Raw genomic sequence first — 21,895 nt, forward strand, 5'->3', positions numbered from 1 at the left:
TCTCACCCAGTAGTAGATCTTATGTCGTCGTGTGAAACGTGTGGTTCAAGTGGTTCAGCAGGCCTTGAGGCGTCGCGGTACAGTCCGTGCTTAGCGATGTACTGCACCACGCCGTCCGGCACCAGGTACCAGACTGGATCGCCGGCGGCGACTCGCCGTCGACAATCGGTGGAGGAAATGGCCATCGCGGGCACCTCCAGTAGACTCACATCCCTGCCCTTGCCATCGAGTTCGTGGCCGGGCCGGGTGACACCGACGAAATGGGCCAACGACCACAGTTCATCAGCGTTCTTCCAGGACAGAATCTGCGCCATCGCGTCGGCCCCGGTGATGAAGAACAGCTCCGCCTCCGGCCGTTCGGCCTTCAGATCCCGGAGGGTGTCGATCGTGTAGGTGGGACCGGGGCGGTCGATATCCACCCTGCTCACCGTGAAGCTGGGATTGGAAGCTGTCGCGACCACGGTCATCAGGTACCGGTGCTCGGCGGCGCTGACCTCACGTTCGGCCTTCTGCCACGGCTGCCCGGTCGGTACAAACACCACCTCGTCGAGGTTGAAGACGGCTGCGACTTCACTCGCAGCCACCAGGTGTCCGTGGTGAATAGGGTCGAAGGTTCCGCCCATGACGCCTAGGCGCCACGGACTTCCGTCCGGGTGTGCTCTGTCAGCTGGATTCACTTGGCGCGACTTAGCTACCTTCCCCGCCCCGCTACTAGCGGTGTGAGGCTTCGCCGTGGTCGTGCTTGTTGGGGTGCTGCTTGTGGGGATCGGCGTGCTCTTCAACTGCCTCGTGGCGGTTGCCGAGGCTCGAGAAGGCGAGAGTGACAAACATCAAGGCAACCAGCGCGCCCATGATGATGACGCCGTACAACACCGGGTCCATCGGCAGTTCGACGTGTCCCCCGTGGCCCCCGCCAGTCTCGCTGGCGACGAGTGTGGCGTTGAGAAGCTGAGAAAGCATAAATTCTCCCCTAGAAATCAAAGTAATGGCGTACCGGTCAGCACCAACCGGTGGATAGGTTCCCTACCATGTTACGCGCTTCGCGACGTGGTCCTAGGACCGGACCTGACCATCACCCTGCAGGATCCACTTGGTGGTCGTCAGTTCCCGCAGCCCCATCGGACCACGCGCATGCATTTTCTGGGTGGAGATGCCCACCTCGGCACCCAAACCCAGTTCGGCGCCGTCGGTGAAACGGGTTGACGCATTGACGATCACTGCGGCCGAGTCGATGCCGGCGATGAACCGCTCTGAGTTGCCCAGGTCATTCGTGATGATGGCCTCGGTGTGTCCTGAGGTCCACTGGCGAATGTGTGCCATGGCCTCCTCCATCGAGTCCACTGTCGCGACCGCAAGATCAAGGTCCATGTATTCGCGGGCCCAGTCGTCGTCTGTGGCGAGGTCGGCGGTGACGCCGTCGGGCAGGCTGTCCAGGGTGCGCTGGTCTGCATGTAGCCGCACCCCGGCAGAGGCCAAGGCCTTCAGGACGTCCGTGGTTGCGCCCGCATCGCGGTGTACGAGGAGGGTCTCCACAGTATTGCAGACACTGGGTCGCTGGGTTTTGGCGTTCAACAGGATGTCCACGGCCATCGCGGGGTCGGCACTCCGGTCGACGTAAATGTGGACGTTGCCCTCGCCAGTCTCGATCACCGGCACAGCAGAGTTGGTGACGACCGTCTGGATCAGCTCGCGGCCGCCCCGCGGAATCAGAACATCCACCCGACCGCGTGCCTTCATCAGCACATTGGCGCCTTCGCGTCCGTAGTCATCAACACTTTGCACGGCATCGGCGGGCAGTCCCGAGCTGACCAGTGCGTCACGGATGATGCCGAGCAGCGCTGCGTTGGTGTGTGCCGCGGCGCTTCCGCCGCGCAGGATAACCGCGTTACCACTCTTGAGAGCAAGCCCGGCAATGTCGACGGTCACGTTGGGTCGGGCCTCGTAGATGGCGGCGACGACGCCGAGCGGCACATGAATCTGGCGCATCCGCACCCCATTGGGGAGGGTCTGGCCCCGCTCCACCGACCCCACGGGGTCTGGGAGACCAGCCAGGTTCTGCAACGCCGTCGCAAGCCCCTCGATCCGCTCCCCGGTGAGGCTGAGCCGGTCCAGGAGCGCCGTGGAGGTCCCGTTGGCCTGTCCCGCTTCAACATCCAACGCGTTGGCTGCAAGGACCGCTGAACTGTTGGCGACGAGGGCAGCACCCACCGCGAGCAGGGCCCTGTCCTTGGTGGCCCTGTTTGCGGCCGCCACCTGACGGGCTGCTTCGCGCGCGCGATCAGCGATCGCGTGCACTGCGGCTGTCACATCTGTCTGCTGTTCGGTCACTGAAGTCATTGCCCCAGTCTAACGAAGGACCACCAGATCGTTGACGTGGACGACCGACCGCTCATACTCCCGCCCGAGTTCCTTGGACAGCTCCCGGGTGGTCCGGCCCAGCATCCTCGGAAGTTCGAACGAGCTGTAATTGACCAGCCCGTGGGCCACCACCGCACCGCTGGTGTCCGTCATCGCCACCGGATCACCGGCTTCGAAGTCCCCGCCAACTGACACAATTCCCGCCGGTAGCAGCGAACGACGACGCTCCCCGACGGCTTTCGCCGCACCATCATCGAGGGTGAGTGTGCCCCGAATGTCCGCCAGGTGGGCGAGCCACAACAGCCTGATGGGCTTCCGGCGGCCGTTGGTGCTGAACCAGGTACCGACGTCGTCCCCTGCCAGCGCGGCGGCGGCATTCTCGGCCGAGGTAACGAGGGCGGGAATACCCGAGCTCGCCGCAATCGTTGCCGCTTCAACCTTGGTGACCATGCCGCCGGTTCCGACGCCGGCCTTGCCGGTGCGGCCGATTTCGACGCCCTCAAGGTCAACGGGTCCGCGCACCTCGGGAATCCGTTGCGCACCATCTTTCGGCGGACCGTCGTAGAGGGAGTCGACGTCGGACAGCAGCACCAGAGCGTCGGCTTTCACCAGGTGGGCCACCAGGGCGGCCAGCCGGTCATTGTCACCGAACCGGATTTCGTGACTTGCAACGGTGTCGTTCTCGTTCACGATCGGGACGACGCCGAAGTTCAGTAGCCGCTCCATCGCCCGGTGGGCGTTGGCGTAGTGGCCGCGTCGGATCAGATCCTCAGCGGTCAGCAGCACCTGACTGACTGTCACGCCGTGAGCCCCGAACGCCGCGGTGTATCGCGCCATCAGCAGGCCCTGCCCCACACTCGCCGCAGCCTGCTGGGAAGACAACTGGTTGGGGCGGCGCTTCAACCCGAGGGGCGCCAGACCCGCAGCGATGGCACCACTGGAGACCAGGATGACTTCGGTGCCCTCGTTCCTCCGGGCGGCCAGCACGTTGGAGAGCGACACGAGGGCTTCCTCCGACAGGCCGCCGGTGATGGAAGTCAGGGACGACGACCCCACCTTCACGACGATCCGCTTGGCCTTCGCCAGACCGGACCGGGTTTTCAGGGGCCGTTTTATACTCGTCGTCACCTTAGCGTCCGGCTTCTTCGCTATCTGAGGCTGGCGCAGGGTTATCCCCCGGTGCGTCGTCGTCTCCGGCCTTGTCCGGGACAGCCTGGGATGTCTCGATAGTGGTACCCGGGGAGGTCCGGGTCTTGTAGTTGACCGATTCCGTCCAGATCCCGGCTTTACGCTCAGTCTCAAGGTCGAGCCGTGCCGCCGCTCGGGCGTCCTTGCGGTCCTGGTAGTCCTCGCGCTTCTCGTCGCGGGTAGGCCGGACGAACTCCGCGAGACGGATGTCGGTGCCGCGTGGCGACGCCAGAAGCTCGGCCCCGCCCATCATGGTCGGCTCCCAGTCGAAGACGACGCCGTCATCCTCACCGATGACCACCGTGTCGCCGGGCTTGGCGCCGCTCTTGAAGAGCTGCTCTTCCACGCCGAGCTTCGCGAGCCGGTCGGCCAGGTAGCCAACCGCCTCGTCGTTGTTGAAGTCGGTCTGCTTGACCCAACGCTCCGGCTTCTCGCCGAGAATCCGGAACAACGGCAGCAGGTTCTTCTCCTCGTTGCGGATGATGAAGCCGCGCGAGTTGACGGCACGGGGGCGCAGTACTGGGGGCACAATTTTAGGTGGGGCGGCCTTCAGCTCGGCGCGGGCTGCGGACACAATCTCGCCCATCGCGAACCCGAGTTGCCGCAGTCCTTCGTGGCTGGACGCGGACACCTCAAACACGCGGTAGCCGCGGGCCTCAAGCTCGGGCCTGACGAAGGACGCCATGTCCTTTCCGTCCGGCACATCGACCTTGTTCAGGGCAATCAGTTTGGGGCGCTGGTTCAGGGGCACGACGTCGCCATCCGGGCCGGCAAAGCTCATGTCCACCGCGTATTTCTCCAGCTCGCGCTCGATAATGTCGAGGTCGTTCAGGGGGTTGCGGTCCGATTCCAGGGTGGCGCAGTCGAGGACATGGACCAGGGCGGCGCAACGTTCGACGTGGCGCAGGAAGTTGTGGCCCAGGCCCTTGCCTTCGCTGGCCCCTTCGATGAGACCGGGCACGTCGGCGATCGTGTACCGGACGTCGCCCGATTCGACGACTCCGAGGTTCGGCACCAGCGTGGTGAATGGGTAGTCGGCAATCTTGGGGCGAGCCGCGGACATCGCTGCGACGAGGCTTGACTTGCCAGCGGAGGGGAAGCCCACCAAAGCGATATCAGCAATGGATTTCAGCTCCAGCACGATGTCCCGGGCGTCGCCCGGGATGCCGAGCAGGGCGAAGCCTGGCGCCTTGCGCTTCTGGGAGGAGAGCGAGGAGTTCCCGAGCCCACCCTGGCCGCCGGAGGCAGCGATAAACTCGGCGCCTTCGCCGACCAGGTCGGCGAGTACTTCGCCATCCTTGGTCTTGATGACTGTGCCGTCTGGCATCGGCAGGATCAGGGTTTCGCCCTGCTTGCCGCCACGCCAGTCGCCCATGCCGTTGCCGCCGTTGGTGGCGTGCCGGTGTGGTGCGTGGTGGTAGTCCAGAAGGGTGGTGGTCTGTGAGTCGACGCGGAGAATCACGCTGCCGCCGTCGCCACCGTTACCGCCGTCGGGGCCACCCAATGGCTTGAACTTTTCCCGCTTGACGGAAACGCAGCCGTGACCGCCGGTACCGCCCGACACATGCAGAACCACTCGGTCAACGAAGCTTGCCACGTTGAACTCCTTAGTAAATTGTGAATTGATGCCGAGTCTATCCCGGCTTAAAAAGAAAGTGGGGCGAGCCGGATCGGCTCACCCCACCTCACTGCCTAATGCTTAGTGCGCAGGTACTACTCTGCGACTGCGCCGACGATGTTGACAACGCGGCGTCCACGACGGCTGCCGAACTCAACCGAGCCAGCCTCCAGCGCGAACAGCGTGTCGTCTCCGCCGCGGCCAACGCCAGCGCCGGGGTGGAAGTGGGTGCCACGCTGGCGGACGATGATTTCGCCGGCCTTGACAACCTGTCCACCGAACCGCTTGACGCCAAGGTACTGGGCGTTTGAATCGCGACCGTTGCGAGTGGAACTCGCACCCTTCTTATGTGCCATCTGCTTTGCCTACCTTTTGATAAAGAACGAAGAGGTTACTTGATGCCTGTGATCTTGACGCGGGTCAGCTCTGAACGGTGACCCTGGCGCTTCTTGTAGCCGGTCTTGTTCTTGAACTTCTGGATGACAATCTTCGGTCCACGAAGATTCTCAATGATCTCGGCAGTCACGGCGACCTTTGCCAGGTCGTCTGCTGCTGAGGTTACCTTGTCGCCGTCGACCAGAAGGAGGGCGGGCAGCTGAAAGCTGCTGCCGGCCTTACCGGTGACGCGGTCAAGGGTTACGAGGTCTCCCACGGAAACCTTTTCTTGGCGGCCGCCTGCGCGGACAATCGCGTACACCACTTGGGAACTCACTTCTCTCGACAACTATGCTTGGAAAACTACTGTGTGCGTACTTACACCGGCAAACCGAACTACTTTGGTCCTACCGCTGACGCTGTGCATCGACGCCCCGGATAACCGGTTAGAAGGCGAACGCACCGAAGATCAAGATTACGCCAGTTTGGCGGTTTCCTGCAAATCCCCCGGTGTGTGGGCGCGTCGTGTGCCCGGCTTGCGGCTACAACTCGGACGCTGGAACCCCTACACCGAGGATCATCGGCTCATCCTTGGCAGGCGTCGCCGTTGCGTCCCGGCGAGGTGCCGCCGGGACGCTGGCGACGAACTGCGCCGCCGGCTGCCCCGCTGACTCCTCCTGGCCCGGTTGCTGCCGCTCGATAGCCGACGTCGCAGCGGTCCCCTGGGGGCTGCTGGCAGCCCTCCGGCGGTTGCGCCGTGGACTCTGGGGAGCCGGCTCGGGGCTGACGGCCGGTTCCGCAGCGGACCCGGCAACTGGATCGCTTCCGGAGTCGGCTGCCGCGGGCTTGCGGTCGAAGGCCTGGGTGAGGCTATCGAGCGTGAGCCGGCGGGCTTCCTGCACTTCGGCGTCGCTGGCCTCGGCACGGGGCAGGCTCACCGTCTCACCGTTGATGGTCAGTACCACCTCGGCGGCATCGTTGGTCGCTGGATGACCCTCGGCCTCGTGCGCTGCGTGGGTGGCTGCGGCGATGCTGGCGAGGGCCACCCGGGCCGCTTCAGCCCGGGCCTGACGCTCGGCGTCGTCCTGCGGCGCCTCGGGTGTCTGCTGGTCCTCGTCGGCGGGCGAGTTGGACCGGCTCCGGTTACGCTTGCGTTCGCTGCGGGACACCTTCTCCTGGCGCAGATGCTGCTGGTGGTTCTCGGGGGCGACGGCGTGCCGCTTGTGCTCCACCGGCTCGTCATGGGTGACGACCCCGCGCCCGGCACAGTGCTCACAGTTCTCGCCGAAGACTTCCAGCAGTCCGGTGCCCATCCGCTTCCGCGTCATCTGGACCAGCCCCAGGGAGGTGACCTCCGCAACCTGATGCTTGGTGCGGTCGCGGCCCAGGCATTCCACCATCCGACGCAACACCAGGTCACGGTTGGCTTCCAGGACCATGTCGATGAAGTCGATGACGATGATGCCGCCGATATCGCGGAGACGCAGTTGACGGACAACTTCCTCTGCGGCCTCCAGGTTGTTCTTGGTGACTGTTTCTTCCAGGTTGCCACCGCTGCCGGTGAACTTGCCGGTGTTGACGTCCACCACGGTCATGGCTTCGGTGCGGTCGATCACCAGTGACCCGCCAGAGGGCAGGTAGACCTTCCGGTCGAGTGCCTTGTGGATCTGTTCATCGATCCGGCTCGCGAGGAAAATGTCCTCGTTACCGGTCCACTTCTCGAGGCGTCCCACCAGGTCGGGGGCCACGTACATCACGTAGGCCTCAATGGTGTCCCAGGCTTCCTCGCCGGACACGATCAGTTTGGAGAAGTCCTCGTTGAAGACATCCCGGACCACCTTGATGGTCAAATCCGGCTCGCCATACAGCAGTTCGGGGGCGAGCGACTTGGTGGAGCCCGACTTTGCCTCGATCGTTTCCCACTGTGACCGCAGCCGGTTGATGTCGTGGGTCAGCTCTTCCTCGCTGGCCCCCTCCGCCGCCGTGCGCACAATGACACCGGCGTTCTCGGGGAGGCGGTCCTTCAGGATGCGCTTGAGCCGGTTGCGTTCCACATCAGGAAGCTTGCGGGAAATTCCGGTCATTGAACCGCCCGGCACGTACACCAGGTAGCGGCCGGGGAGGGAAATCTGGCTGGTCAGGCGTGCGCCCTTGTGGCCGACCGGGTCCTTGGTGACCTGCACCAGGACGGTGTCACCGGACTTCAACGCCAGTTCGATACGGCGCGGCTGCCCGTCGAGACGTGACGCGTCCCAGTTGACTTCACCCGCATACAGGACGGCGTTGCGGCCGCGGCCAATGTCAACGAATGCTGCTTCCATGCTGGGCAGCACGTTCTGGACCTTGCCCAGGTACACGTTGCCGATCAGGGAATCCTGCTGGGTTTTGGACACGAAATGCTCGGCGAGCAATCCGTCCTCCAGCACAGCAATCTGGATCCTGTCATCGCGCTGGCGGACGATCATCTGACGGTCCACCGACTCTCGGCGGGCGAGGAACTCGGCTTCGGTGATGACCTGGCGGCGGCGGCCCGTGTCGCGGGATTCACGACGACGCTGCTTCTTGGCCTCCAGCCGGGTGGAACCCTTGACGCTGGTGACCTTGTTGGATGGGGCCGTTTCCTGGGCCTGCCGCGGTGCGCGCACCCGGGTCACGGTGTTGGGCGGATCGTCATCCTGGCCACCGGTCAGTTCGAGATCCTGGTCTCCACGACGGCGCCTGCGACGGCGGCGGGAGGTCACGCCGTCTTCGGCGTCCCCGTCCGGGCCGGCGTCGAGGTTTGAGCCGTTCTCGTCCGTGGTGGCATCCTGGTCGCCGCGGCCCTTGCCACGGCTGCGGCGGTTCCGACGACGCCGGCGCCCACCGGATTCGCTATCGCCGTCCTCGTCCTCATCCGCGTCAGCAGCGGCGGGAACCTCAGCCTTCCTTGCCGCAACTACTGCAACACTCAGGTCTGGTGCATGGAACAGCGACGCGGGGATGCTGAAAGGATCGGACGCCGTTGACACGGAGATGGGTTCCTGGACGGGGGTGGTCTCCTCGGCCTGCGCGGCGGGAGTTTCCTGCTGAACCGGCGCGGTCCGGCCGGCATCACCCTCCTGCTCGGCGGGCGCAGTCGCTGCTGCCTCTTCGGCCGCGGGAGCTTTCTGCTGCGCGGCAGTCGAACGGCGCCGGGTGGTCTTTTTCACCGGCGTCAGCACGGCGTCGGCTGGTGGTGCAGCAGCGGCATCAACCGTCTCGACGGCGGCGGCCTTATCTGGCGCGGTGGCCGCGGGCTCGACGGCGGTTGGCGCCCCGCTGGGGCTACCTGCCTTGCGGGTGGTCCGGCGCCGGGCCGGTGCCTTCGCTGGCTCCGCTGCAGCAGCTTCTGCGTCAGATCCGGAATCGGCCCCGGTGGGGGGCGTGGTGGGCGCATCGGGAAGCACGATATCACTGGTGGCAGCCTTACGGCTCCGAGTGGCACGACGCTTCGGCGCGGCGGCCGGTCCGGCCGGTTCTGCCGGTTCTGCGGTAGCCGAGGCGGCGTCGTCGGCTACTGGATCCGCTTTTTTGCGTCGGGTCCTCGTGGCCTTCTTCACTGGAACATCGGGGTGCTCCTGCGCAGCATCCTGGACCTGGCCGGTCGAATCCTGGCCGGTGGGATTCTGCTCTGTGGGATTTTGCTCTGTCGGGTTCTGCTGAGTATCCATATGGTGTTTTGCTCCAGCCCCTGCGGCGTCGGCCACATTCCGACGCCCCCGGGGGCAGTATGTCGGTTGTTCGCGGACCTTGGCGCCTCGCGTCTACCGGAAGTCGTCTAAGTGAGCTTCGAGGTCGCACCATCCGTGGGGTGCGGCATCACTCGAAGACCAGTGGCGCTTTTCCTTATCCGCTGCTTTCCCAACGGTTGGCCTGCACAGCGGATTCTCGGCATCCCATCCGTACGGATGTTTTCACGATGCGCTCAGAAGCGTCGCCGGCGAAGCCGGAAGCCTGTCACTGGACCGGCCGGGGAATGTGGTTCCCCTGCCAGCCACGTTCATTGTCTCACAGACTATTTCAGGCGCCCGGCTTTTGGTATCCGACTTTCTGAGCTGACTCGATCAGAGCTTGGGCAGCTGCCCGGTGACTGGTGCGTCCTGTCCCGGGAGGGGACGGGCGACCGGCACCCTGGTACCCAGTACCTGCTCGACGACATCCTGGGCCACCTTACGCGCGGTCAGCCCAACCCGTTCCAGCACTTCGCTGCGTGTGCCGTGGTCGAGGAACTCGACGGGCAACCCCACCTCGTTCAACGCAGTATCCACACCGACGGCGCGCATTTCCTGCCGGATCCGTGACCCAACCCCGCCAGCCCGCACGCCATCCTCAATCACAATGACGATCCGGTGTTCGGCGGCCATCCTGATCACTGATTGGCGCACCGGGAGCACCCAGCGTGGATCAATCACGGTCGAGCTGATCCCCTGGGCACCCAACCGGTTGGACACGTCGAGGGCCAGTTCGCTCATCGCGCCGACGCTGACAATCAGGACATCGTTGTTGTTGGACCCCGCTGGGCGGCGGGACAGCACCTCGACGCCGTCGTCGAGCCGTTCAATCGCGTGCACCTCGGCACCCACAGCGCCCTTCGAGTAGCGCACCACGCTCGGCGCGTCACCAATAGCGACGGCCTCCCTGAGTTCCTCACGCAGCCTGGTGGCATCCCGTGGAGCGGCCAGGTGCAATCCGGGGATGATCTGCAGCATCGCCATATCCCACATCCCGTGATGGCTGGCGCCGTCGGGGCCGGTGACGCCCGAGCGGTCCAAAACTACTGTCACCCCGGCTTTGTGCAGGGCAACATCCATGAGCAGTTGATCGAATCCGCGCCCCAGGAACGTCGCGTACAGCGCCACGACCGGATGCAACCCACCAAAAGCCATGCCCGCGGCGCTGGTGAGGGCGTGCTGCTCGGCGATCCCGACGTCGAACACGCGTTCGGGGTACTTCTCAGCGAACTTGTGGAGCCCGACGGGAATGAGCATGGCGCCGGTGATACCGACAATGTCCGTGCGCTCGTCGGCCAGGGCCGCGATTTCGTCGGCGAACACACTGGTCCAGGACTGTGGTCCAGCTGCCCCGACGGGCTGGCCGGTCTCTGGGTCAATGACGCCTACCGCATGGAACTGGTCAGCTTCGTGGGCCCGGGCCGGCGCGTAGCCATACCCCTTTTCGGTGATCGCGTGCACGATCACCGGACCCTCGTAGTTGCGTGCCTGATGGAGCGCATGCTCGACGGCTGACATATCGTGGCCGTCGATGGGCCCGATGTATTTCATTCCGAGGTCTTCAAACAACCCCTGGGGCGCCCACCAGTCCTTGATGCCCTTCTTGGTGGCGTGCAGGCTCTTGTAGGTGAACCGGCCGAGCGGCCCGCCGTTCTGGAGGCGACGCTTGGACCAGTCGAGAGTGCCCTCGTAGACGCGGTGGGTACGGACCGTGTCAAGGGTGGGACGCAGGGACGCCAGATAGTCGGCCACTCCCCCGATGGTCGGTGCGTAGGACCTGCCGTTGTCGTTGACGACGATCACTACGCGGCGCCGCTTGTCGGCGGCGATGTTGTTGATGGCTTCCCAGGCCATACCGCCGGTCAGGGCGCCGTCACCGACCATGACCACCGTGTAGCGGTCGCCCTCGCCAGCGAGGACCCGGGCGCGGGAAATTCCGTCAGCCCAGGACAGGGAGGATGAGGCGTGGGAGCTTTCGACGACGTCGTGCTCGGATTCGGCCCGCGAGGGGTATCCGGAGAGTCCGCCCTGTTGGCGCAGCGTGCTGAAATCCTGGCGCCCGGTGAGCAGTTTATGCACATAGGACTGGTGACCGGTGTCGAAGATCATCGAGTCACGCGGGGAATCAAAGACCCGGTGCATGCCAAGGGTCAGTTCAACGACCCCCAGGTTAGGGCCGAGGTGCCCTCCGGTCCGGGAGACGTTCGTGATGAGGAAGTCACGAATTTCACCTGCCAGTCGCTCCAACTGGTCGCTGGTGAGCCGGCTGAGATCCTGAGGGTGGCGGATGGTTTCCAAGAGTCCCATCGGTGCCTCCTTGTATTTGTCATTCCCGCCGGACCTACGCCTGCGGGTCATTAACTCTAACGCGGGTTGGCTGTGAGCTGTCGCAGCACATAGTGAAGGATTCCACCGTTGCGGTAGTAGTCGGCTTCCCCCGGAGTGTCGATACGCAGCACCGCGTCGAACGTGATCGTGTCGCCGTCCTCCTCCGGCACGGCACTGACTCGGACCGTTTCCGGGGTCCTGCCCTCGTTGAGCGCCGTCACCCCTGCGACGGCGAAGGTCTCGGTGCCGGTGAGGCCCAGGGTTGCTGCACTCTGCCCCGCCGGGAATTGCAGCGGGAGCACCCCCATGCCGATCAGGTTGGACCGGTGGATCCGCTCAAAGCTCTCGGCAATTACCGCACGGACGCCCAACAGTGCGGTGCCTTTCGCCGCCCAGTCACGGGATGAGCCGGAACCGTATTCTTTTCCGGCCAGAACCACCAGGGGGATATTGGCTGCCTGATAGTTCACGGCTGCGTCGTAGATGTAGGTCTGGGGGCCGCCGGTCTGGGTGAAGTCCCGCGTGAATCCCCCCTGGACCCCCTGCAACAGGGTGTTGCGCAGCCTGATGTTGGCGAAGGTGCCGCGAATCATCACCTCGTGGTTGCCTCGGCGGGACCCATAGGAATTGAAGTCCTTCCGGTTCACCCCGTGTTCGAGCAGGTAGCGTCCGGCGGGGCTATCCGCCCTGAAGGATCCGGCCGGGCTGATGTGGTCGGTCGTCACCGAATCACCGAGCGCGGCGAGCACTCGTGCGCCCGTAATGTCGGCGACCGGGTCCGGCGTCGCCTGCATCCCCTCGAAGTACGGGGGCTTCCGGACGTAGGTGGAGTCTGCATTCCAGGCGAAAGTGCTTCCGTGGGGGGTGTCGAGTGCTTTCCACCGGTGGTCGCCTTTGAACACTCCCTCGTAGCCTCTGTCGAACATTTCCCGGTCGATTGAGGAGTCAATGGTTTGCTGGATTTCCGCCGGGGCGGGCCAGATGTCCCGCAGGAAGATGTTGGTGCCCTCCCGGTCCTGTCCCAGGGGGTCGGACTCGAAGTCGAAGTCCATGGTGCCGGCGAGGGCGTAGGCAATCACCAGCGGCGGTGAAGCGAGGTAATTCATCACCACGTCGGGATTGATCCGGCCCTCAAAGTTGCGGTTCCCCGAGAGCACCGCTGTCACCGCCAGGCCATTGGCCTGAATCGCCGCAGCAATCTCTTCGTCAAGGGGACCCGAGTTTCCAATGCACGTGGTACAGCCGTATCCCACCACGTAGAATCCCAGCTTTTCGAGGTAGGGGGTCAACCCCGATTTGTCGTAGTAATCGGTGACCACTCTGGAGCCGGGAGCAAGCGAGGTCTTCACCCAGGGTTTCGCGGTGAGTCCGCGGTCCACCGCGTTGCGTGCCAGCAGCGCAGCGGCCAGCATCACGGATGGGTTGGACGTGTTGGTGCAGGAGGTGATCGACGCAATAGTGACGGCGCCGTGGTCCAGCTCGAACGCCCGGCCATCCGGCATGGTGACCTGGACTGCGTTTGATGGCCGGCCCATTACGCGTGAGCGCCCTGCATGCCTCACTGTGGAGGTCATCGCGGGGACGTCCGACGCGGGGAAGGATTCCTCGAGCGCCTCGTCGAGCGCTGCGTCGTCCACCGAGTTGACGTAATGGTGGATGTCCTTCCGGAACTGGTCTTTGGCGCGCGTCAGGTCGATCCGGTCCTGGGGGCGCTTCGGGCCGGCGAGTGAGGGCACCACGGTTGAGAGGTCGAGTTCCAGGTATTCGGAGAACCGGGTGACCCGCGATGGGTCGTGCCAGAGGCCCTGTTCCCTGGCGTAGGCCTCGACCAGTGCCAGGTTCTCCTCCGAGCGGCCGGTCAGCCGCAGGTAGTCCATGGTGACCTCATCGATCGGGAACATGGCAGCGGTGGAGCCGAACTCCGGGCTCATATTGCCGATGGTTGCGCGGTTGGCCAATGGCACAGCGCTGACACCTTCGCCGTAGAACTCGACGAACTTGCCGACGACGCCGTGCTGACGCAGCTTCTCGGTGATGGTGAGCACGACGTCGGTCGCGGTGGCGCCGGCGGGGATCTCACCGGTGAGCTTGAAGCCCACCACCCGAGGGATCAGCATGGACACGGGCTGGCCCAACATGGCAGCCTCGGCCTCGATGCCGCCGACGCCCCAGCCGAGCACGCCGAGCCCGTTGACCATGGTGGTGTGCGAGTCGGTGCCGACGCAGGTATCGGGGTAGGCCTGCAGGGCGGTGGTGCCGTCGGTGGTGACCTCACGGGTCATCACCGTGCGGGCCAGGTACTCGAGGTTGACCTGGTGGACAATGCCCATGCCGGGCGGCACCACCAGGAAGTCATCGAACGCGGTCTGACCCCAGCGCAGGAACTGGTACCGCTCGCCATTGCGCTGGTACTCGATGTCCATGTTGCGCTCGAGTGCGTTGGCGTTCCCGAAAACGTCGATCTGCACCGAGTGGTCAATGACCAGTTCGGCGGGCGCCAGCGGGTTGACCCGCTTGGGGTCTCCACCGAGTTCGACGACTGCCTCGCGCATGGTGGCGAGGTCGACGATGCAGGGCACACCGGTGAAGTCCTGCATGATCACGCGGGCCGGGGTGAACTGGATTTCGGTGTCGGGCTCAGCTTCGGGGTCCCAGTTGGCCAGGGCACGCACGTGGTCGGCCGTGATGTTGGCGCCGTCCTCGGTGCGGAGCAGGTTCTCCAGGAGCACCTTGAGACTGAACGGAAGACTGTCGGCGCCTGCTACCGCGCTCAGTCGGTAGATCTCGTACTGGGCGCCAGCAACATCAAGCGTTCCCTTGGCACCAAAGCTGTCCATGCTGCTCATTGCTGGGCTCCTCTCGCCTGCACCCGGGAACATCATCCTAGTCCGTTTGCGGTCCGCTATCCCTGGCTGGGCCGGAGTACCGCGAAGGACTCCATGTGGTGGGTGTGGGGGTACAGATCAAACACCCGGAGGGTGTCCAGTTCCCAGCCCGCCTGCTGAAAGTAGCCGACGTCGCGCGCAAACGACGCCGGGTCGCAGGAAACGTACCCGACAGCGCGGGGGCCCGCCGCAATTACCTCGGTGATGGCCGCCTGCCCTGCACCGGCGCGGGGCGGATCGAGGACCACTACGTCAAGCGAGGGTTTGCGGTCTCGGAGTACCCGGTCAACCTTGCCCTGCACAATGTCCACCTGACCCCGGCCATGGAGATTCCGTTTAGCGTCGCGGGAGGCGCCCGGGGATCCCTCGACGGCGAGGACGCTGCCGGTTTCCCCGACCGCGTCGGCGATGGGGGCCGTGAAAAGCCCTGCCCCGGAGTAAAGGTCGGCGGCGCGTTCCCCTGGCTGGATGGCCAGCCCGCCGAGGACGGCGTCCATCAACAGTCCGGGCGCGCCCCGGTGAATCTGCCAGAAACCGTCCCCGGTGATCCGGTAGGTCTGGGATCCGACAGTTTCAGCCAGCCAGGTCTTGCCTTTCACCCGCTCGACGGTGCCCTTTTCCGGGTCCCAGAGGGCCACCGATGGTCCGTCGATCTGGTGGACGACGGCGGCGGTCTGTTTCCGCCGGGCGCCGGGGGCCGGCACCAGGAGCACCAGTGGCGGGTCTCCTGCGGAGCCCACAGCGACCTCGACCCGCTGGATTCCGCTGAAGTTAACGGTCCACAGCTGTAGTTCGTTGATGGCATCGATGGCCAGCGGCATCTCGGCGACGGGGATCAGCTCATTGGAACGGTGGGCGTGCATGGCCAGATGCCCGTCCGGTGCGACCGCGAAGCTGGCCCTGGTGCGCCACCGCAGGCCGTCAGGGGATTCGCCGGGGACCGGCTCCACCTCAATTTCTCGGTCCACTCCGGCGAGGCGGTGAAGCTGCTCGCTGAAAACCGTTGCCTTCAACTTTCGTTGGGCGGCGAGAGCGATATGCCCGAACTCGGCGCCGCCCACCGGGGAAGCTCCGCGCTGGGCTGACAACAGGGCGTCAGCGAGCGGCCACGGGTGGTTGACCCGATCCGGGGAGGCCTGGACCACCTCGACCACGTCCGCACGCCAGAAGCTGGCGCCGTCGTCGTGCTCGGTTAACCGGGCACGCACCGTCTCCCCCGGCAGGGCGTGCCGAACGAAAATGACCCTGCCCTCATGTCGGGCGACGCAGTGGCCGCCATGGGCTACCGGGCCGATAGTGAGTTCTAGGGTGCCTGCCGGGTCATCTGTCACTGAAGATCCTGAAACTTTCGTGCGGCGTCAGAAGACGCGAGCTGCCAAGGGACACTTGCCACCATAACCCCCGGCTCGAAGTGCAGCCGGGTTTTGATTCGGAGTGCTGTCTGGTTGTGGACCAGCCGCTCCCACCAGCGTCCCACCACGTACTCCGGGATGTAGACCACGATCAGGTCCCTCGGCGAGTCGCTGCGGATGCTTCGGATGTACTCCATGATGGGCGTGATCGTGTCACGGTAGGGCGACGCCAGGACGGTGATCGGCACGGGAATCTCGTATCGTTCCCAGTCCTGCAGCGTCCGTTCGGTTTCCTCCGGGTCAACGTCGACCACGATGGCATCCAGCTTGGACGGACGGGACGCGCGGGCGAAGGCCAGGGCCCGCAGCACTGGTTTACGAACGAGGGACACCAGAATTACCGCGTGCACCCGTGAAGGCAACGCCCGGGAAAAGGTGCTGTCGTCGAGCGCCAGTTCGCGGGCCACCTGGTCGTAGTGCCGTTTGATGCCGTGCATGACGGCGAACAGCACCACCATCGCCAGCACCGCCACCCACGCCCCGTACTCGAACTTGGTCACCAGCACCACCACCAGCACGGCGGCGGTCAGCACGAAGCCGACGGCATTGATGGCCCGCGACTTTTTCATCCGCCAGCGGCGTTTTTTATCGGCGGTGCTCCGCAGCTCACGGGTCCAGTGCTTGATCAATGCGGCCTGACTCGCGGTGAAGGAGACAAACACGCCGACAATGTAGAGCTGAACCAACTGGGTCACATCGGCGCTGAACACCAGGATCAGCAGGATCGCTCCGGCGCCCAGCGCGAGGATGCCGTTGCTGAAGGTCAGCCTGTCGCCGCGGGTCCTGAGCTGGCGTGGCAGGTACCCGTCCTTGGCGAGGATCGAGGCCAGCACCGGAAAGCCGTTAAAAGCGGCGTGTCCTGCCAGCACGAGGATCAGGGCAGTGGCGCCGACGACCAGAACGAACGGCACAGCTGCTTCGCTGAAAATGGTGCGGGCGAGCTGGCTCACCACCGGGTTCTGAATGTAATCCTCTGGCACCGGATTGCCGTCCAGCAGCAACTGTTCCTGCGGGTTCTGCACCACATGGACCTTCACCGCGTTCGCGAGGTAAATGACGCCCGCAGTCATCGCCCCTGCCGCCACCCCCAGCATCAACAGGGTGGAGGCGGCATTGCGGCTGCGCGGGGATTGGAAGCTTGGCACGTTGGCGCTGGGCACTTCCACCCCGGTCAGCGCGGCCGCGCCAGCGGAGAAGGCCCGCAGGATCAGGAGCGCCCCAGCCAGACCCACGAGACCGGCGTCGAGGGCTGGGTCGGGGATGATTTCGAACCGGGCGCTGGGGGCCTCGCCCAAAGTCCCGTTGAGCCGTTGGATGATACCGACGGCGCACATGCCCAGAATCGCAGCAAGGAAAACGTAGGTCGGGATGGCCAGGGCCAGCGCGTTACGCGTGACGCCGCGCAGGTTCAACAAGACCAGGACGACGACGCCTGCCACCGCCATGACCGTCTGTCCCCCGGCCAACCCGGGAGCCAGGGCTATGACATAGTGGGCGGCGGCCGACACCGATACGGCGACCGTCAGGACGTAGTCCACCATCAGCGCCGAAGCGACGGTGAGGCCAGCAGAGTTGCCCAGGTTGCGGCGGGCAATCCCATAGTCGCCCCCGCCAGTGGGATAGGCGTGGACGGCCTGCCGATAGGAAGCGATCACCACCAGCAACACCACGAGCACCGCAAGACCCACCCATGGGGAAACCGACACGGCGGCCAGTCCCGCCAGGGCAAGGGTCAGCAGGATCTCATCGGGTGCGTATGCCACCGAGGAGAGGGCATTGGCGGAGAACACCGGCATCGCGATCCGCTTGGGCAGGGTCTGATGCCGTAGCCGGTCGTTGCGGAACGGCTTGCCCACCACGACCCGCTTGGCGGCTTCAAAGAAAGTCAGCACAGCCCACAGACTAGCGCGTTTCCGCCCGCGCAACTCCATTAGGCTGGGTGCAGCGGACGCAGTGCCCCATCAGGGGGGGCGGCGCCGACAAGCAGGCTGGCAATCGGTTGGAACGGCAGGTAGTACGGGTGGCGCATTTTGTAATCATGGGGTGTGGCCGAGTAGGCGTCAGCCTCGCTCACACGTTGGATGAGTCGGGACACACCGTCGCAATCATCGACCAGGATGACCGCGCGTTCCGGAGGCTCAGGGGCTCCTTTGGCGGCCGCAAGGTTACCGGGGTTGGTTTTGACCGGGAGACGCTGAAGAACGCCGACATCGAGAACGCCTACGCCTTCGCCGCCGTGTCCAGCGGTGACAACTCCAATATCCTCGCCACCCGGGTGGCACGCGAGACATTCCATGTGCCCCACGTGGTGGCTCGAATCTATGATCCAGGACGCGCGGAAATCTACCAGCGGCTGGGAATCCCCACGGTGGCGGCCGTACGCTGGAGCGCCGATCAGGTGCTCCGCCGAATCCTGCCGGAACAAAGCATCAACGGAGACTTCAGGGAAACCTCGGGCCGCCTGATCCTGGGCGAGCTCTCGTTGCACGATGGCTGGCTAGGCCGATCCCTCGCCGATATCGAAGCGGCCTCGGGGATCCGAGTCGCCTACCTCACCCGGTTTGGGGAGGGCATGCTGCCCACCTCGGAGACCAGCTACCAGGAAGGTGACATTGTGCATGCAATGATGCAGACCGCCGTTACCGACGAAATAGGGCGCATTCTCGCCAAGAAACCAGTGGAGGAGTCCGAGTGAGGGTTGTCATTGCGGGCGCGGGAAGCGTGGGATCTTCGATCGCCAAGGAGCTGCTCTCCAACAACCACGAGATCTTGTTGATTGACGAGAAACCCGAGGTGATTGGCCGCAGCGGGCTCAAGGGCGCCAAATGGCTGATCGGCGATGCCTGCGAGTTGACCACCCTGAAGGATGCCCGACTGGATGAAGCCGACGTGGTGGTTTCTGCCACTGGCGACGACAAGGTGAACCTGGTGGTGTCGTTGCTCGCGAAAAGCGAGTTCGGGGTGGGCCGGACGGTGGGCCGGGTCAATAACCCGAAAAACGACTGGATGTTCGACGATTCCTGGGGTGTAGACGTCGCGGTCAATACTCCCCGTCTGATGACTGCGCTGGTTGAGGAAGCAGTCGAAATCGGCGACCTGGTCCGGCTACTGACCCTGCAGAGCGGTGTCACCTCGATCGTCGAGTTTACTGTCCCCCAGGAGTCCCCGATCGTGGGTCGGACGCTGGGCTCGCTGATCCTGCCCGAGGACTGCACGGTGGTGGCAATTTTGCGGGACGATGCGTCGATTACACCGAGCCCGGACGACGTCGTCGAACCCGGAGATGAGCTGTTCCTGATTGCCGCGATCGCCGCGGAGGATGCGCTCCGGAGTGTCCTGTTGGCGGTTCCTGGGGAATCCGGGGATCCCGACGACGGCGGGCAGATCGACGCCCCCGGCCTGCCTTAGCTGCGTTCGCGGGGTTCGCTGGACTCCTGCGGTTGGGCCGTCGGGCGGGATACGAGCCAGGCGAGCCATAACCCGAGTGCGTAGAGCGGAAGCCCCATGATCAGCCGGGTAGTTCCGAGCGCCACGAAATTCTCCGCGAAGTAGAGGGGCATCTGCACGGCGAGCCGGAGGCCGAGGACAGTCACGATAATCCAGGTGGCGATGGTGTAGGCTCTGACCCGTTTGGGGTCTTTCCGCCATTCGACGCCTTCGCCGCGGATGAAGCCGAACAGGAGGCCGGCAATCGGCCAGCGGACCGCTATGGAGATGACCATTGCGATGATGTAGCCACCATTGGTGAAGAAACCGGGAACGAAGAAGTCCTCGGCATTCCCGGTACGGCCGGCAACGAAGGCGCAGATCGCCACGCCGATCAGACCGGACAGCGCCTGCGTCAGGGGTGTCCGTGAAACCAACCGAATGATCGAGAAGATGGCTGCTACGCCGATGGCCGCGATCAGGGAGACCTGCAGGTCCTGGTTGATCGTGAACATGACGGTGAAGATCAGGCCCGGCAGGATGCTCTCAGCCAGCCCACGGACGCCGCCAATCGACTGCAGCACGTCGATCTGCCCGTCGTCGCTGCGCTGCACCCCGGATCGTGCGGCGTACTGACCGGCCAACTCGGCGGCGGTAGGACCCTGACGCGGGGCCGGGTTATCCCCAGACGGGGTGCTGGGGGGTGGGGTGGTACTCACTGCTGTGCCTCCGGACGGCCGATGATTTCATAGCGTGGGTTGTAGATCGTGGGCATCCCGTCCACCGGGCTGACCATTCCTTCGAAGGCAATCTGGGTTCCGGCTTCAATGCCCGGAACCCGGCGTTGCCCAATCCAGACCAGCCGCACCTGGGCGGACCGACGTCGTGAGGCGTGTACCCGACGCTCGAATCCGGCGGCCCCCGGCGGCGTGTCGTCGGAGACCACCGCAGCGAACTGGGGCGCCGCGCCCCGCGGAAGAATGGTGATCCGGGAAATGAAACCCCGCGCCCGGGCACGCCCCCGGCTGGGAAGCCCCGCCACCGTGGCCGAATGCGGGGTCCCGTCGATCCCATCGAAGCCCGGGCGGTCAGCCAATGTGAGTGATCTCGGGTCCGCGCTTCAGCGGATCGGTGAGATCGGGCTTCGGCGCCGCAGCGGCGGCCGGTGATGCGGTGGCAGTCTCCTTGGGAAGGCGAAGCTGCAGCAACTCACGTGGCGGCAACGGGTGATCTCCCCGGACCACTACAACGTTGCGGAAAAGTTCTTCCATCGGTGCGGCAGCCTCGCGGTTGATCGCCGCCGGCCCACCAATCACTCCGCGCAGGAACCATCGGGGGCCGTCCACTCCAATGAACCGGGCAACCCGGTACCCAGGCTGGCCATCGGGGGTTTGAGCCGGAAGCTTGGCCACCAACTCGGTGCCGAAGGAACCGACCCGGTCCTGGACCGTTCCGCCCTGCGCGCCGACCGAGACGCCGATCTGGGACCGAATCTCGTCCCAGAGGCCGTCGGTGCGTGGTGCGGCGAACACCTGCAACTGCAGGTTGGAACCGTTGAGGTCCAGGGTGACAGCGATTACCCGTTTGGTCTTCTCTTCCACCTCGAGCCGAAGCTGGAGACCCTCGGCTGCGCCGATACGCAGCGCTCCCAGGTCAATATATCCGGCGTCGGAGTCCTTCTCCGACACGTCAAACGGGCCGTTGCTCCGCGAGACGACTACGCCGGCAGCCGGCTCCGCGTCGGCTGCCGCAGGCGTCCCGACAGGCTCGGTGTCCGTCGGCTCGGCCGTGTCCGTGGTGGCTGCGGGGCCCGTTGGCTCGGCGTCCGTCGGCTCAGCGGTCTCGGCAGTTTCGGTTACCTCGACCGGCGCGTCAGCGGGTGTCGTGTCTTCAGCCGGGAGATTCTGTTGCTTCTTCTTCAGGCGCCCAAAAACCATGATTGGGTTCCTTTCCTTGGGTGTGTGGATCCTCCGGGAGGGGGTTCCTGGTCTGGATATCCTTGAGGTTATGCGTGAGTCGGAGCGGCAGCAGCATCAACGCTGTAGCCTCCGGTGGAGCCGAAGCCCCCGCTGCCGCGCACTGATCCGGGGAGTTCTTCAACCACGGTAAATTCGGCGTGCTCAACCTGCTGGATGAGGAGTTGGGCAATCCGGTCCCCTCGTTGAAACGCCAGCGATTCGGTTTTGTCAGTATTCAGCAGGGTGACAGCAATCTCGCCCCGGTAACCAGCGTCAATGGTGCCAGGTGCGTTCACCACCGTCACCCCGTGCTTCGTGGCCAAACCTGACCGGGGATGGACCAGCCCAACGTACCCGTCCGGTAGCGCGATGGCCAGACCGGTAGGCACCAGCAAACGCTCACCCGGCGCCAACCGGAAGTCGATGCGGCTCCGTAGATCAGCGCCGGCGTCACCCGGCTGCGCATATTCGGGTGGGGCCATCCCGGCGTCGAGCAGTTTGATTTGCACGGGAAGTCTCCGCTGTGGGTCCAGCACGTTCATACTCCAGCTGCCTTGAAAGTGATCGGGGTTAGGCCTTCACTCTAGCGCGAAAACCT

18 protein-coding genes are annotated in these 21,895 nt (G+C 64.8%); 2 read left to right on the forward strand and 16 right to left on the reverse strand.

All coding sequences use genetic code 11. From position 1 onward, the window contains the following. Positions 1-2: 2 nt before the first annotated feature. The 12 genes from nadD to ACX80Z_RS07400 all read right to left on the reverse strand — a co-directional run bounded on the left by nadD (position 3) and on the right by ACX80Z_RS07400 (position 17,805). A complete protein-coding gene (gene nadD / locus ACX80Z_RS07345) occupies positions 3-623 on the reverse strand; it encodes a nicotinate-nucleotide adenylyltransferase (protein WP_459315433.1) in 621 nt (206 codons plus the stop codon). Between the two features lie 88 nt (positions 624-711). Beyond that, positions 712-960 carry a hypothetical protein gene (locus tag ACX80Z_RS07350; protein ID WP_019482652.1) on the reverse strand — a complete coding sequence of 83 codons (249 nt, stop codon included), beginning with the start codon at positions 958-960 and terminating at the stop codon, positions 712-714. Positions 961-1,053: 93 nt separating this feature from the next. Then, positions 1,054-2,337, reverse strand: coding sequence for a glutamate-5-semialdehyde dehydrogenase (locus ACX80Z_RS07355; protein ID WP_019482653.1), 1,284 nt, complete (start codon positions 2,335-2,337; stop codon positions 1,054-1,056). Positions 2,338-2,346: 9 nt separating this feature from the next. Beyond that, positions 2,347-3,486: a glutamate 5-kinase gene (gene proB, locus ACX80Z_RS07360; RefSeq protein WP_459315434.1), complete on the reverse strand. Its 1,140-nt coding sequence runs from the start codon at positions 3,484-3,486 to the stop codon at positions 2,347-2,349. Between the two features lies 1 nt (position 3,487). Further along, positions 3,488-5,143 carry a GTPase ObgE gene (gene obgE / locus ACX80Z_RS07365; RefSeq protein WP_459315435.1) on the reverse strand — a complete coding sequence of 552 codons (1,656 nt, stop codon included), beginning with the start codon at positions 5,141-5,143 and terminating at the stop codon, positions 3,488-3,490. A gap of 116 nt (positions 5,144-5,259) precedes the next feature. After that, entirely contained in the window at positions 5,260-5,520 is a 261-nt protein-coding gene (rpmA, locus tag ACX80Z_RS07370) for a 50S ribosomal protein L27 (protein WP_081743419.1), read from the reverse strand. 35 nt (positions 5,521-5,555) lie between these two features. Continuing rightward, positions 5,556-5,864, reverse strand: a complete 309-nt coding sequence (rplU, locus tag ACX80Z_RS07375) for a 50S ribosomal protein L21 (protein ID WP_019482657.1) — start codon at positions 5,862-5,864, stop codon at positions 5,556-5,558. Positions 5,865-6,081: 217 nt separating this feature from the next. Beyond that, a complete protein-coding gene (locus ACX80Z_RS07380) occupies positions 6,082-9,228 on the reverse strand; it encodes an Rne/Rng family ribonuclease (protein WP_459315436.1) in 3,147 nt (1,048 codons plus the stop codon). 393 nt (positions 9,229-9,621) lie between these two features. After that, positions 9,622-11,595 (reverse strand): 1-deoxy-D-xylulose-5-phosphate synthase, encoded by a 1,974-nt coding sequence (gene dxs / locus ACX80Z_RS07385; protein ID WP_019482659.1) that lies wholly within the window; start codon positions 11,593-11,595, stop codon positions 9,622-9,624. A gap of 56 nt (positions 11,596-11,651) precedes the next feature. After that, the gene (acnA, locus tag ACX80Z_RS07390; RefSeq protein ID WP_459315437.1) at positions 11,652-14,462 is read right to left on the reverse strand and encodes an aconitate hydratase AcnA; all 2,811 of its coding nucleotides are present in this window, start codon (positions 14,460-14,462) and stop codon (positions 11,652-11,654) included. 56 nt (positions 14,463-14,518) lie between these two features. Beyond that, on the reverse strand, positions 14,519-15,832 hold the full coding sequence (locus ACX80Z_RS07395) for a class I SAM-dependent RNA methyltransferase (protein ID WP_019483771.1): 1,314 nt from the start codon (positions 15,830-15,832) through the stop codon (positions 14,519-14,521). Then, positions 15,829-17,805, reverse strand: a complete 1,977-nt coding sequence (locus ACX80Z_RS07400; RefSeq protein WP_459315438.1) for an APC family permease — start codon at positions 17,803-17,805, stop codon at positions 15,829-15,831. Before ACX80Z_RS07400 ends, ACX80Z_RS07395 begins: the two co-directional genes overlap by 4 nt. A 128-nt stretch (positions 17,806-17,933) precedes the next feature. Between ACX80Z_RS07400 and ACX80Z_RS07405 the strand changes: the two genes are divergently transcribed. Then, a complete protein-coding gene (locus tag ACX80Z_RS07405) occupies positions 17,934-18,608 on the forward strand; it encodes a potassium channel family protein (protein WP_459315439.1) in 675 nt (224 codons plus the stop codon). Then, positions 18,605-19,321 (forward strand): potassium channel family protein, encoded by a 717-nt coding sequence (locus tag ACX80Z_RS07410; RefSeq protein WP_019483774.1) that lies wholly within the window; start codon positions 18,605-18,607, stop codon positions 19,319-19,321. The genes ACX80Z_RS07405 and ACX80Z_RS07410 overlap by 4 nt, the downstream gene beginning before the upstream one ends. On the opposite strand, the gene ACX80Z_RS07415 is transcribed toward ACX80Z_RS07410, so the two are convergent. The 4 genes from ACX80Z_RS07415 to dut form a co-directional block, all read right to left on the reverse strand. Then, the gene (locus ACX80Z_RS07415) at positions 19,318-20,058 is read right to left on the reverse strand and encodes a DUF3159 domain-containing protein (protein WP_019483775.1); all 741 of its coding nucleotides are present in this window, start codon (positions 20,056-20,058) and stop codon (positions 19,318-19,320) included. The two genes, ACX80Z_RS07410 and ACX80Z_RS07415, sit on opposite strands and share 4 nt — an antisense overlap. Then, positions 20,055-20,435, reverse strand: a complete 381-nt coding sequence (locus tag ACX80Z_RS07420; RefSeq protein WP_459315440.1) for a single stranded DNA-binding domain-containing protein — start codon at positions 20,433-20,435, stop codon at positions 20,055-20,057. The genes ACX80Z_RS07415 and ACX80Z_RS07420 overlap by 4 nt, the downstream gene beginning before the upstream one ends. Next, a complete protein-coding gene (locus ACX80Z_RS07425; RefSeq protein WP_459315441.1) occupies positions 20,428-21,276 on the reverse strand; it encodes a DUF3710 domain-containing protein in 849 nt (282 codons plus the stop codon). The genes ACX80Z_RS07420 and ACX80Z_RS07425 overlap by 8 nt, the downstream gene beginning before the upstream one ends. Before the next feature lie 68 nt (positions 21,277-21,344). Continuing rightward, the gene (gene dut, locus ACX80Z_RS07430) at positions 21,345-21,839 is read right to left on the reverse strand and encodes a dUTP diphosphatase (RefSeq protein WP_024477339.1); all 495 of its coding nucleotides are present in this window, start codon (positions 21,837-21,839) and stop codon (positions 21,345-21,347) included. Positions 21,840-21,895: the final 56 nt, after the last annotated feature.

The organism is Arthrobacter sp. TMT4-20 (assembly GCF_054510775.1).

Excerpts from the sequence above, each read along its gene's own strand:
- ACX80Z_RS07425 (WP_459315441.1), bottom strand. The coding sequence starts at position 21,276 with ATGGTTTTTGGGCGCCTGAAGAAGAAGCAACAGAATCTCCCGGCTGAA.
- nadD (WP_459315433.1), bottom strand. The coding sequence starts at position 623 with ATGGGCGGAACCTTCGACCCTATTCACCACGGACACCTGGTGGCTGCG.
- dxs (WP_019482659.1), bottom strand. The coding sequence starts at position 11,595 with ATGGGACTCTTGGAAACCATCCGCCACCCTCAGGATCTCAGCCGGCTC.
- ACX80Z_RS07380 (WP_459315436.1), bottom strand. The coding sequence starts at position 9,228 with ATGGATACTCAGCAGAACCCGACAGAGCAAAATCCCACAGAGCAGAAT.
- ACX80Z_RS07350 (WP_019482652.1), bottom strand. The coding sequence starts at position 960 with ATGCTTTCTCAGCTTCTCAACGCCACACTCGTCGCCAGCGAGACTGGC.
- dut (WP_024477339.1), bottom strand. The coding sequence starts at position 21,839 with ATGAACGTGCTGGACCCACAGCGGAGACTTCCCGTGCAAATCAAACTG.
- rpmA (WP_081743419.1), bottom strand. The coding sequence starts at position 5,520 with ATGGCACATAAGAAGGGTGCGAGTTCCACTCGCAACGGTCGCGATTCA.
- ACX80Z_RS07355 (WP_019482653.1), bottom strand. The coding sequence starts at position 2,337 with ATGACTTCAGTGACCGAACAGCAGACAGATGTGACAGCCGCAGTGCAC.
- acnA (WP_459315437.1), bottom strand. The coding sequence starts at position 14,462 with ATGAGCAGCATGGACAGCTTTGGTGCCAAGGGAACGCTTGATGTTGCT.